At 59.5% G+C, this 12,924-nt stretch carries 10 protein-coding genes; 7 read left to right on the forward strand and 3 right to left on the reverse strand.

The genetic code is table 11. The annotated features are described in order from the left end of the window. Positions 1-62: 62 nt before the first annotated feature. Positions 63-446, reverse strand: a complete 384-nt coding sequence (locus tag IDH44_RS12190; RefSeq protein WP_190918020.1) for a Rieske (2Fe-2S) protein — start codon at positions 444-446, stop codon at positions 63-65. Next, a complete protein-coding gene (locus IDH44_RS12195; protein WP_190918021.1) occupies positions 443-1,576 on the reverse strand; it encodes an amidohydrolase family protein in 1,134 nt (377 codons plus the stop codon). Before IDH44_RS12195 ends, IDH44_RS12190 begins: the two co-directional genes overlap by 4 nt. Before the next feature lie 264 nt (positions 1,577-1,840). Here IDH44_RS12195 and IDH44_RS12200 point away from each other — a divergent pair, with 264 nt between their 5' ends. From IDH44_RS12200 to IDH44_RS12230, 7 genes are all read left to right on the forward strand, one after another. After that, positions 1,841-2,662: an AraC family transcriptional regulator gene (locus IDH44_RS12200; RefSeq protein WP_190918023.1), complete on the forward strand. Its 822-nt coding sequence runs from the start codon at positions 1,841-1,843 to the stop codon at positions 2,660-2,662. Between the two features lie 537 nt (positions 2,663-3,199). Then, a complete protein-coding gene (locus IDH44_RS12205) occupies positions 3,200-3,739 on the forward strand; it encodes an MgtC/SapB family protein (protein WP_190918025.1) in 540 nt (179 codons plus the stop codon). Between the two features lie 523 nt (positions 3,740-4,262). Then, positions 4,263-6,584: an AraC family transcriptional regulator gene (locus IDH44_RS12210; RefSeq protein ID WP_190918027.1), complete on the forward strand. Its 2,322-nt coding sequence runs from the start codon at positions 4,263-4,265 to the stop codon at positions 6,582-6,584. Positions 6,585-6,892: 308 nt separating this feature from the next. Beyond that, positions 6,893-7,864, forward strand: coding sequence for an ABC transporter permease (locus tag IDH44_RS12215; protein WP_397326768.1), 972 nt, complete (start codon positions 6,893-6,895; stop codon positions 7,862-7,864). 13 nt (positions 7,865-7,877) lie between these two features. Further along, on the forward strand, positions 7,878-8,774 hold the full coding sequence (locus IDH44_RS12220; protein WP_190918029.1) for a carbohydrate ABC transporter permease: 897 nt from the start codon (positions 7,878-7,880) through the stop codon (positions 8,772-8,774). A 104-nt stretch (positions 8,775-8,878) separates the two neighbouring features. Beyond that, positions 8,879-10,558, forward strand: a complete 1,680-nt coding sequence (locus IDH44_RS12225; protein ID WP_190918031.1) for an extracellular solute-binding protein — start codon at positions 8,879-8,881, stop codon at positions 10,556-10,558. A 19-nt stretch (positions 10,559-10,577) separates the two neighbouring features. Next, positions 10,578-11,654 carry a Gfo/Idh/MocA family protein gene (locus IDH44_RS12230; RefSeq protein ID WP_190918033.1) on the forward strand — a complete coding sequence of 359 codons (1,077 nt, stop codon included), beginning with the start codon at positions 10,578-10,580 and terminating at the stop codon, positions 11,652-11,654. A gap of 386 nt (positions 11,655-12,040) precedes the next feature. On the opposite strand, the gene IDH44_RS12235 is transcribed toward IDH44_RS12230, so the two are convergent. Continuing rightward, complete coding sequence (locus IDH44_RS12235; protein WP_190918035.1) at positions 12,041-12,916, reverse strand: carbohydrate ABC transporter permease; 876 nt, start codon at positions 12,914-12,916, stop codon at positions 12,041-12,043. Between the last annotated feature and the right edge of the window lie 8 nt (positions 12,917-12,924).

Raw genomic sequence — 12,924 nt, forward strand, 5'->3', positions numbered from 1 at the left:
CGGCTCGGACAAGGGATTCAGCCAAAGCGTCGGGGCGTCCAGGCACCGGTGTTCTGGCGGCCTCAAGCGGGCAGATGAACGTAGATGCGGGCCTCCTGATCGACCGAGACCTCGTATTTCTCTACCGAGACGTCGTAGGTGAGCGTGCGCATGCGCGGGTCGACGACCATCTGCCCGGTCTTGATGTCGAATTCCCACTGGTGCCACGGACAGCGTACGATTTCGCCCTCGCAGGTGTAAGCGAAGTCGCCGGGCCCGCTCGAGGTGACGTAGGCCGAAGTCACGCCCTCGCACAGTCCTGCGCCCTGGTGCGGGCACAGATTGCGCAGCGCGTAGTAGACGCCGTCGATATTGTACACGCCGACGCTCTTGCCGCCGGCCTCGACGATCCGCTTGCCGCCGGGCTGCAGCTCGCCTACGGTCGCCACATAATGCTTGGCGCTCATTCGCTCGCCTCCTGTCCCGCCGGGCTCGGCAAGCCGTACAGCTCGGCCGCATTGGCGTAGAAGATCCGTTCGCGCCGCTCCGCCGACATCTTGGGGAAGGCCTTGAGCGGCGAATCGAAGTCCCAGTGCGGGTAGTCGCTGGCGAACAGCAAGTTCGTGTCGGCGAAGATCGCATTCATCATCGGCTCGAACATCGCATTGTCGGGCGGCAGCTCGAGCGGCTGCGAGGTGAAACGGACGTGCCGACGCACGTATTCGCTCGGCGGCTCGCTCACCCACGGAGTCTGGCTGCGCAGCGCCTTCCAGTCCTGATCCATGCGCCACATGTAGGGGGCGACCCACAGCATGCCGGCCTCGATCATGACGAACTTCAGCTCGGGGAAGCGGACGAATACGCCCTCGAAGATCATGCTCGCCAGATGCGCCATCATGATCTGCGTACGCGCCATCCGGTACTCGATATAATGGTTGACGTGGCCGGCGCCGGTCGGCGGGTGGTTGATGCCGATGCCCTCCATGCTGACGTGCACGGCGAAGGGCAGATTGTGCCGCACGCAGGCCTCGTAGATCGGGTAATAGAAGCGGTTGCCGTACGGCTTCTCGGCGCCGTTGGAGACGATCACCTGGACGAGGCCCGGATGGTCGCCGACGCGGTCGATCTCTTGGGCTGCGAGCAGCGGGTCCTGCTTGGGGATCATGATCGAGCTCTTGACGCGCGGATCCTGCGACACGAAGTGGTCGATGCCATAATCGTTGGAGGCCCGGCACAGCGCGGCGGCATAGTCGGGATCGGGCGTCGTGTTGATGCCATAGTCTCCGATGCCCGTCAGGATCGCATGCGCGATATTGTATTTGTCCAGATGCTCGCGGCGGAAGTGCTCGAGTATGCTCGACGTTTTGCCGTCGTTCGGGAATTGCTGCTCCTGCATGCGCCCGCCCTTGGCGCCGTTAAGATACATCGCGCCCTGCGAGGGCAGCCGCATGCCGAAGGTGTCGATCTGCTCGCGATAGTGGCGCGGCAGGTAGGCGAGCATTTCTTCCTTGACCGACGGGATATGAATGTCGCAATCGATGATGGCCGGCTTCGTGCGGCGCTTGCGCGCATCGGCGGCGATAGCGGTGCTTTCCATTTTTTGTCCTCCTTTGGACCGAACAATTGTTCACTCCCGAGCGGGCTTCCTTCTCCGAAGGCAGCTTGCTTCTCCGGACGGGAGCTTGCTTCTATCGTAGCGCCGACGCAACGCGGCGTGAATGCATTTTTTGGACCTTGATTGTCACATAATTGCGCCAAGGGCGAGGGGCGAGGATCTTGACAGCGCTGCTGTGGGGCGGTAAAGTGAAATTCGAAAGTCCTACATTCAGCGTATTAGTAAGCGCTTGCTGGAGGGTCCGATATGGAAGCATGGACGCAAATGGCGCATGCGCCGATTCAGGTGCGCCACTATATTTTTGCGGGGCCGTTCTCCGACTTCATGATGGCCGAGCAGACGACGCCGCGCGTGGCGCTGTTGACCGTGGAGAGCGGCCGTTTCACGTATGCGATCGGGGACGAGCGGGGCGAGGCCGGCTTCGGCGATCTGATTTTTTGTCCGCCCGGGGTTCCGTTTCGCCGAAGGGCGTTATCGCCGATTCGCTTTCATCATTTTCAATTCGACTGGACCGAGCAAGAGGCGGGCGGCGGACAGCGGCGCCATCCGCCGGCGAAGGTGACAGTATCCGACCCGCTGCGGCTCAAGTCGACCTTCGCCTATCTGCGCCGGCTGCAGGAGAATCGGACGGTGCCTGACTTGCAACCGCATCTGTATCGCGACCGGCTGGTTGCCGATTTGCTGCTGCAGTGCGAGTTGGACCGCGTGTTGGCCGAGGCCACGCGCAGTCCGGCCGACCCGCTCATGCGGCGTGTGCGCGAGGAGATCGACGCCCATGCGCTAGAGCCCGGCTATACGCTGCGTCAGACCGCGCGGCGTCTGCGGCTTGATCCGTCGCGCCTGACCCGCCGCTTCCAAGCGGCATATGGTCAAGCGCCGCTGGCGTATCTGACCAAGCTGCGGCTGGACGAGGCGACGACGCTGCTGGTGGAGACGGAGGACACGCTCGAGTCCATTGCCTGCCGCTGCGGCTACGACAACGGCTCCTATTTTTGCCGCGTCTTCACGGCCAAGATCGGGGTCAATCCGTCCGACTACAGGCTGCGTTATCGGTTTTCGGGAGGGTGAAGGGGGCTAGTGGCATTGGATAGGCCAAAACAAAGCGTCCACGGCCTCTGCAGCGAAGCGACCTAGCCGAATCGGACGGCGGCGCGTTGCAGAGCGTCGTGGACGCTGGGCAGCTTATGGGTTGCTTGTTCGACGAACCTTTGACGAAACTTTGTAGGAGAATCTCGAAGAATTGAGATGCTCGGAAAAATCGAGATGTTCGAACGTGAAGGACAGCCGCTTGAATGACGTTGACGTTCATAAGTATGTGCTTACTCATTAATCTCATCACGCGAATACGTATAGAAGGATCCCGCAGTGGCGAGGATGACGACAATCATGATCGGCAAGAAGAGCATATCCACGTTCATCACCTCCTTATTTTCTTTTACCCTCCCGGAGCCGTTTCGAAAAGCCTACATCGAAATTCGCCCGAAGCGCGTTCAAAATTCGCTTGACAAATTTAAAAAAATCGATATTGTTAAGAAAATGTAAACAGATATGAAAGCGATATGAAAGCGATATGAAAGCAATATGCTGGTAGGGGGAGGGAGTCGAATGGAAGATCCATTGCTCGACTGGGTCCGGACTTTTGCCGGGCCGTATGACATTTACATCCGCATCGTGCTCAGCGCGCTGCTCGGACTGCTGATCGGCTTCGACCGAACGCATAAGAACAAGCCGGCCGGCGTCAAAACGTTTACGTTCGTCGCGGTCGCCTCCACGTTGATCACGATCGTGTCGATCGAGAGCGTCGGCGTATACAGCGGCATACACGAGCACACGATGATGGACCCGATGCGTCTGGCCGCACAGATCGTGACCGGTCTTGGTTTTCTCGGGGCAGGCGTTATTATGAAGAGCGGCTTTGAGGTCAAGGGACTGACCAGCGCGGCCATGATATTTTTCGCCGGCGGCGTCGGCGTGGGCATCGGCGCCGGTTTTTACGGCATCGTCTTGTTCACGATGTTGGTCTGCTTCGTGTTTACCCGGATCGGCGGCTGGATCGAAAAGAAGGAAAGCATGCAGCGCCATTATCGCGGTCATCGCCGTAGCGGCGGCGAGTCTGTGCGTGAGCAAGACAAAGGCGAAAGGTAGCCCGAGGTAGCCCGAGATAGATTCAAAGCGTCACCTCGCGTCTCCTCCGTTCTCTAGGCTGCTGCCGGTCAATTATTGCTGCGGCGAATTGCAGCCAAAAGACGGGCGTGATATGATGAAGCTTACGTTGGGCGACACACCGATTATCGCAACGCGGACACCGTCATGCGCAAGGCTTGGTCCACGGACCTGCCCACGGCATGACGGTTTTATTTGTGCAGGAAGGCAGGCAGAGGGAGACGTGCCAGCGGGCAAGCGGCCAATGCATGCGCAAGTTGAACGGACGAGTAGAAATAAGCGTAAAATACGAGGTTGCAGGGACGAATGTGCGTCAAAAGCAGAAATAAGCGTAAATTACGAGGTTACACGGCCCGATGTGCGTCAAAAGCAGAAATAAGCGTAAAATACGAGGTTACACGGCCCGATGCGCGTCAAAAGCAGAAATAAGCGTAAATTACGAGGTTGCACGGTCGGCAGAGTTGCGATGTAAGCGCAAACAACTTTTCATACGGGAGGACGGGGCGTGCACAAGCTGATGATTCGTTTTTTTGTCCCTTATTTGCTCATCCTGATCGTCACGCACGGCATCAGCATGTACACGTATTATCACACGCTGAATGTGATGGAGCGCGACGTGCTGGAGGTGAATCGGCAAGCGCTGGAACAGACCAAAAACATTCTCGATCGGCGGCTCAGCGAGTTGGAGATGATCGTCAGCCAGCTATCCAACGCGCCGCGGGTCACCAATTATCAGACTGTGACCGAGCCCTTTGAAGGCGTCTCCACGTATCGTACGCTCGAGCTGGTGAAGGAGCTCTACGATTACAAGCAATCAAACAATTTTATCGCCGACTATTATCTCTACTATCAAGCCAGCGACATGGTCATCTCCGCCAATACGAGCTATCGGCTGCCCGCATTCTACAGCGATATATACGGCTATACGGATCTGGATGCGGCACAGTGGCGGGAGATGCTCGGCGACGGCTATCACTACAAGCGCATCCTGCCTGCCCGGGAGATGGACGTGCGCGGCAAGCGCGAGCGCATGGTGACGTATCTGCACTCGATCGGCATGCCGCATTCCTCCAAGGGAGTCGTGGTCATCCTGATCCGCGAATCGGAGATCCGCAGCCTGCTCGCTCGGCTCGTCCATGCCGAGGAGGGGCGAGCCTACCTGGCCGGCGCAGACGGCAGTGTCATCGTCTCGACCGCGCAGGAAGAGATTCCAACATCCGGGACAATGCCGATGCCCGAGTTGCCCTATGGCAGCTCCGGCCAATTCAAGCGCGAGTTGGACGGCAAGGAGGCGACGGTCAACTATACGACCTCTGCACACAGCGACTGGACCTACGTCGCGATGCAGCCGACATCGGCGGTGCTCGACACGGTCAGCGCCGTGCAGCGTACCATCTGGACGACGTTGCTCATGTCGCTGGCAGTCGGATTGCTCATCGCCGTCTACATGGCGTATCGCGGCAGCCGGCCGCTGCGCGAGCTCGTGCAGCGCGTCCGCGAACGCTTCGGCGGCGAAGCTGCGGATCATGAGGCCCGGGATGCGTACGGCCTGATCGAGGGCACGCTGGAGCGGCTCTGGGTCAACAAGGATGAGCTGGAGACCAAGATCGAGGCGCAGCTTCCGCTGCTGCGGTTCGCCTTTTTTGAGCGTCTGCTCAAGGGCGAGCTCGTCACGCAAGACGAGATTATGCGCATGCGGCAACACGCCGGAGTCGAACTGCTCGGCGGGTGCAGCGGCGTATGTGTCATTCAGCTCGATCAGCGGCCGGTAGCCGAGACCCTGCAGACGGATGCTTCGCCTGCCAGGCTGGTCCGGTTGCGTGTCTTGGCCAAGGAGGCGCTATCCGGCGCTCTGCCGGCCGGCTGCCATCTGCATGATCTGGGCGGCGACAAGCTCGCTCTGCTCTACACCACTGCGACTGATGAATTGGAGCGAGCGGCCAAAGAGATGGAGGCGCTCGTCGAGCGTATCGATCGGATCTTGCTCGAACGCCTGCAGATGCGTTGCGTATTGGCTTGCGGCGGCGTGTACGCTGCCGGCGGCGAAATTGCCCGCTCCTGCGAAGAAGCCCGCCGCATGCTGGCGACAGCCGGATATCGCGAGGAGGAAGCGCGGATCGTGAGGCATGACGGACAGCCGCGCAACGTGCTCAGTTATGCCTATACGACGGAGCAGGAGACGCGGTTGCTGCACCTGCTCAAGGCGGGCAACACCGAGGAAGCGGGGGCGCTGCTCGACCGGATTGAGCGCGACAATTTCCACGATCGCGAGCTGAGTCTGTCGCTGCTGCGTCTGCTGCTGTACAATCTTGGCGAAGTCGCCATGAGACTGGCCGAGCTGCCGGGCGGCGCCGACGGCGAGCGTCAGCGTCAGCTCGAGCACATTTTGCTGCGGCTGGACGAGCAGGGCGATCCCGCCGAGATGTTCGCCGCGCTGCGGGAGCTGCTGCTGAGCGTAGGCAGGGAGATGCACGAGCGCAAGCGCAGCCGCAACGAGGGGCTGCGCGATCGAATCGTTGATTACGTGCGCAGCTCCTATGCCAACCCGGAGCTTAGTCTGGTGCTCGTCGCTGAACGCTTTCAGCTGTCGGAGGTGTACTTGTCCCAATTTTACAAGGAACAGACCGGTCTGAACTTCTCCGACGACCTGGAGCGGCTGCGCATGAATCGCGTCCGCGAGCTGCTGGCGGTGAGCGAGCTGAGCGTCGGTGAGATTGCCCGGCAGGTCGGCTACAACACGGCAAGCTCGTTCGGTCGTGCGTTCAAACGAATTCACGGCATGAGCGCCACGGCGTATCGGAAATTGCGACTCGAAGAAAAGCTGTAGCTCCCGAGACTCTCGTTTTGCTGTAAAGGTCGCTTGCCCGCTTTTTCCTTGTCTCCGATCCAGGCCTCGTCCATCCCGACGGGGCCTTTTTCCGCGGATTGCAACGGTTCTCGAAGGTTTTTCCGAAGGCCAATCTTAACAATTGCACAAAAAAAGAAATCGGGATAAACGCCGATTATTAAAAAAAGCCGGGTAAAGTAGAGGTGGATATTTACTAAACAAACTAAAATAATCATAATGGATTTACAAGTTGTTTACGCTTTCATTTAGCGAATGCAATTTACCATTTTAGAGGGAGGTGTTTTTTGATGGCCATGGAGCAGCCTGCAAATGCACTGCATCTGAAGCCGCAGCCCCGCTCCGAGCGGCGCCGCAAAGCGCTGATCGGCATCATGCAGCGCTGGCAGCTCTACGTGCTGCTGCTGCCTACGCTGGCATACTTGTTTATCTTTCAATATTATCCGATGTACGGCGCGCAGATTGCGTTCAAGCGCTACAACGTAGTCGCAGGCATTTGGGAAAGCCCGTGGGTCGGCTTTGATCATTTCACGCGTTTTTTCAACTCGTACGATTTCTGGATGATTATGCGCAATACGATCGGACTGAGTCTGTACGAGCTGATTGCAAGCTTTCCAATGCCGATCATACTGGCGCTCAGCCTTAACTACGTGCGCACCCAGCTGATCAAGAAGTCGGTGCAGATGATTACGTACGCGCCGTATTTCATTTCGGTGGTGGTCATGGTCGGCATGCTGATGCAATTCATGGACCCGCGCACCGGGTTTATCAATCAATTGCTCGGCGCGTTCTCGATTGGACCGATCAATTTTATGGCGGAATCGAGCATGTTCAAGTCCATCTTCGTCTGGTCCGCCGTCTGGCAGAACACCGGCTTTGCCTGCATCATTTATTTGGCGGCGCTCGCCGGCATCGATCCGACGCTGCACGAGGCGGGCGTCGTGGACGGCGCGTCCAAGCTGCAGCGCATCTGGCACATCGACCTGCCGGGCATCCTGCCGATTGCCGTCGTGCTGCTCATTCTCAACACCGGCCAAATGCTCAACATCGGGTTCGAAAAGGTCTTCTTGATGCAAAACCCGCTCAATCTGAGCACCTCGGAAATTATCGACACCTATGTGTACAAGGTCGGATTGCTGTCGCAGGCGGCGAACTTCTCCTTCGCCACCGCCATCGGACTGTTCAAGTCGGTGGTCAGTCTGATCCTGCTGCTCACCGTCAACACCATCGCCAAACGGGCCGGCCAGTCCAGTCTGTGGTAGAAAGGAGGCCGCAATGCGTACAACGGCAATTAAAGATTCGTTATCGGACCGCGTATTCACGCTGCTCAACGGCGCGTTCCTGCTGCTCGTGTCCGTACTCGTCCTGTACCCGCTCCTCTACATTGTAAGCGCTTCGTTCAGCTCGCCTTCGGCCGTCTTGGCCGGCAAGGTGTGGCTGTGGCCGGTGGAGCCGACCTTGCGCGGCTACGCGGCCGTCTTCGAATACAAGCGGGTATGGAGCGGCTTTGCCAATTCGATTTTTTACACCGGCGTGGGCACGCTGATCAATGTGGCCATTACGATTACCGGAGCCTATGCGCTCTCCCGCAAGGATTTGCGCGGGCGAAGCCTGGTGATGATGCTGTGCGTGTTTACGATGCTGTTTCACGCGGGCTTGATCCCCGTCTATCTGGTCGTCAAGGATCTGGGGTTGCTCGACACGCGCTGGTCGCTCATCCTGCCGACGGCGCTGGCGGTGTGGAACCTGATCATCGCCCGCACCTTTTTTCAGGTGACGATTCCCGATGCGCTGCTCGAGGCGTCGCAGATCGACGGCTGCACGGATTTCAAATTTTTCTTCCGCATCGTGCTGCCGCTGTCGGCGCCGATCATTGCCGTCTTGTGTCTGTTCTACGCCGTCGGGCACTGGAACCAATACTTCCAGGCGATGCTCTATCTGCGCAATCCGGAGCTGTATCCGCTTCAGATGGTGCTGCGCGACATCCTGGTCCGCAACGAGGTCGACGCCTCGCTCATTACCGACGTCCGCGTCGCCGCCGAGCGGGACGGCTTGCGCCAGTTGCTCAAGTATGCGCTGATCGTCGTTGCCAGCGTGCCGGTGCTGGTCATCTATCCGTTCGTGCAAAAGCACTTCGTCAAGGGGGTGATGATCGGTTCGCTCAAGGGCTGACGGCCCGGCTCCGGCAATAAGCGGCGTACAAGCGGAATGAAGCAAGGGGATCGCAAGCAAGGAAGAATAGACCACCATAACAGGATTCGGGGAGGCGAAGCAAGATGAAAAAATGGACGCGTATGAGCATTCTGCTGCTGGCGGCGATGCTTGTCCTGGCCGCATGCAGCGGCAACAACGGCGGTAGTGCAGAGACGGAAGCGGGAGAGGGGAACGGCAGCGCAAGCGGAAGCGTGGTGCTGACCGAGCCCGGCGCTTTTCCCATCGTGGAGGAGCCGGTCGAGCTGACCGTGCTGATCGCCGGCGATTCCAATGTCGAGGATTTCCAGACGAACGCCTTCACGAAGTGGTACGAGGAGCAGACCAATGTCAAGGTGAACTTCGAGGTGGCGCCGGTCGGGGGCTCGGCGGAGACGTTGAATCTGCGGCTCGCGAGCGGCGATCTGCCGGACATCTTCCTCGGCATGGGCGTATCCAGGGCGCAGGAGATGATCTACGGCCCGCAGGGCGTCTTCCAGCCGCTCAACGACTTGATCGAGGAGCATGGTTACTATATGAAGCAGGCCTTCGAGGAGCAGCCGAAATACTACGACGCGCTGGTGACCCCGGACGGCAACATCTATAGCCTGCCGGAGATCAACGAGTGCTATCACTGCTCCATGCCGTTCAAGCTGTGGATGTATGAGCCGTTCCTGGAGGCGATCGGGATGACGATGCCGCAGTCGACGGAGGAATTCTATACGGTGCTGAAGGCCTTCAAGGAGGACGACCCGAACGGCAACGGCAAGGCCGACGAGATTCCGCTTGCAGGCGCGATACGGCCGGGCGCGTCCAAGGCGGTCGAGCTGCAGGTGGAGATGTTCCTGATGAATGCATTCGTCTACACGCCGAGCACCCGCATGTACCTGGAGGACGGCAGCGTCACGACGAGCTTCACTCAGTCCGGCTGGAAGGAGGGGCTGAAGTACCTGAACCGGCTCTATGCCGACGGCCTGATCGCGGGCGAATCGTTCACGCAGGATGAGCAGCAACTGCGTCAGCTCGGCGAACATGCCGAGGCTCCGATCCTGGGCGCCTTCCCCGGCATCTACGTCGGCAATGGCGCGGAGATCGGCGGTGCGAGCGGCCGCTGGCTCGACTACACGACTGTGCCCCCGCTGGAAGGTCCGGACGGCGTCCGCTACGCCGTGAGCAATCCGTACCAGTTCACCTCGGGCAAGGCCGTCATCACAACCGCGGCCGAGCATCCCGAAGTGGCGCTGCGCTGGCTGGACGGCTTTTTCGACGAAGACATCATGAACCGCGCGCAGATGGGCATCCCTGGCGAGGACTTCAAGGAAGCGGGGGAAGGCGCGGCAAGCATCGACGGCGGCGTCGCCCGATTCGAGTCGATCACGCCCTATGGCGGCATCACCAACAATCACTGGTACCAGAAGGCGCCGGCCTACAATAGCAGCGCAGCGCGTCTGAGCTGGTCGGCGGGAGACAGTCCGGAAGTGAATCTGGAGGTCATCTTGTACAACGAGACGCACGATAATTACGCGCCGTATCAAGCGCCGCTCGCGATGGCGATCCCGAATCTGTACTTCACCGAGGAGCAGAGCACGGAGCTCGCCGATCTGGAGAAGACGATCAAGGACTATGTCGACCAGTCGCTGGCGCGCTTCATCATCGGTGAAATGGACGTCGACGCGGAATGGGACAGCTATCTGGCCAACCTGAGCAGCATGGGACTGGAGCGGATGATCGCGATCTATCAGGAAGCGTATGACGCCGTCAACTAAGCAAGGAGGACATGCCGAAATGACCACGTATCGACTGGGCGTCGTCGGTCTGGGCGAGGGGCGCAGCATCATGTCTGCGGCCCTGGCCAGCGACCGCTGGCAACTGCACGCGATCTGCGACTTGAACGAAGACGTCTGCCGCGAGCGGGCCGAGGAGTTCGGCTTCGCGCGCTGGACGACGCGCTATAGCGAGCTGCTGGAGGATCCGGAGATCGACGTCATCGCGATCTATACGCCGGATCAGCTCCATCACGAGCATGTCCGGCTGGCGCTGGAGGCCGGCAAGCACGTCGTCTGCACGAAGCCGCTGCTCGTCTCGCTGGAGGGCGCGGAGGAACTGATCCGCCTCGCCGAGCGTAGCGGCAAGCATGTCTTCGTGGGCCAGAGCTCGCGCTTCTTCGAGCCGATGCTCCATCAGCGCCGCGACTTCGAAGCCGGCCGCCACGGCGAGCTGCAGACGGTGGAGGCGCACTACATCACCGACGGCCGCTGGTTCCTGGAGCGCGGCTGGAGCCGCCAGCAGGGCTTCAGCTGGATGTACAATTTCATGATCCACGCCGCCGACCTGGTGCGCTGGTACATGCCCGGCGAGCTGGAAGTGACCGGGTACGGCCAGTGCAGCAGCACGAGCCGGGATTACGGGGTGGAGGCGTGGGACAGCATGCGCTTCGTCGTGCGCGACGAGGTCGGGCGGATCGGCACGATCGCCGGCAGCTACACGATGCCCGGGCTGGGCCGCGACGCGGAGCCGTCGATCGGCTGCACGCTGCGCGGCACGCAGGGCAGCTCGCGGGCGGAGTATCTGAATCTGACCTATCACACGCACTTCAGCGGCGAGGGCAAGCGGCGGCAAGACTTCGCGGACAAGCATGGCTACTACTTCCGCTTCGAGGGCGAGAGTCATCATGCCGGGGAATATCAGAATTATATCGAATACTTCGCCCAATGTCTCGATCGCGGCGCCGCCCCGCTGCCCGATATCCGCGAGGGAGTGACGACGATTGCGCTGCTGGAAGCGATGCGGCGCAGCGCAGATCGCGGCGGCGAGCGCGTACGCGTCAGCGAGGTGTTGAAGGACTACGGCATCGACGGCTAGCCTCAGAGGATTGCCGCTTGACCTACAATTCGTCGACTGGACGGCTGTATCTCGCAGGCGTGCCCGGACTCGGCTTCGCTTCAGGCTGCGCTGAGGCCGCGCGGCTGCTCACCCCATAGCGAATGCCATTCCGGCGGAGACGAAGCATACGCATAGCGAATGTCTTCCCGTCGGAGGCGGGTGCACACGTAGATCGAATTCGTATTCCCGTCGAGGTGCTGCCCTCGCATTTCAAAATAACCCCCTCCAGCGGACACTTTTGTCCGTCAGAGGGGGTTTTTGGAAAACGAAACCTATCGTGTCGCGCAGTCGACCATCTAATAGACACCGGCGCACACTGACGACTGGACATGAGTGAACACCGGCGACTGGACGTATGAGGCGTTTTACCCCTTCACCGAGCCGATCAACAGCCCTTTGATGAAGTACTTCTGCAGGAACGGGTAGAACAGCACGATCGGCCCTATCGTCAGAATGGCCGTTGCCATCTTCACCGATTCGCTCGGCAGCACGGCAGAGGTGGAGACGTCCATCATGCTCTGCATTTGCTGAATCATACTGATCTCCGAATTGAGCTTGAAGAGCAGGTATTGCAGCGGGTACAGATTAGCTTTGTCGACGAGCATGATTGCATTGAACCAGTTATTCCAATACGCGATGCCGTAGAACAACGTGATCGTCGCGAGCACCGGCAGGCTGAGCGGGAAGAAGATCCGGAATGCGATGTAGATGTCGTTGGCGCCGTCGATGCGGGCAGCCTCGGTCAGCGAATCGGGAATTTCCTTCATATAGTTCCGCACGAGGAACAGGTTGAACGGGTTGAACAGCAGCGTCGGAATGATGAGCGCCCAGATCGTATTCTGCAGCCCCATCCCGGTGCTGACCAGGTACCACGGCACGATCCCCGGGTTGAAGACCATCGTGATAAAGAAGAACACCGCGAGCTGATTGCGGTACTTCAGATGGCGCGTCGAGATCGTATAGCCGGCCATGCCGGTGATGACGACGGCGACCGCCGTGCCGAGCACGGTGACGACGATGGAGATGAAGTAGCTCTGATATAGCGGCGTATTGCCGAACAGCAGCAAGTTGTAGGCGTCAAACGAAAACGTCTCGGGGAAAAATTGATACCCGTTGTTTTGAATGACCTTCTCCTCGGTGAACGACACGATGAGTATAAGCAGCATCGGCAGCGTACAGATGAGCGCGACCGCCGTGATCACAACATAATTGAAGACGTCGAACAGGCGATTTCTTGGCATGGCGTTCT

Source organism: Paenibacillus sabuli, from assembly GCF_014705605.1.
In the GTDB taxonomy this organism is placed as follows: Bacteria; Bacillota; Bacilli; order Paenibacillales; family Paenibacillaceae; genus Paenibacillus_D; species Paenibacillus_D sabuli.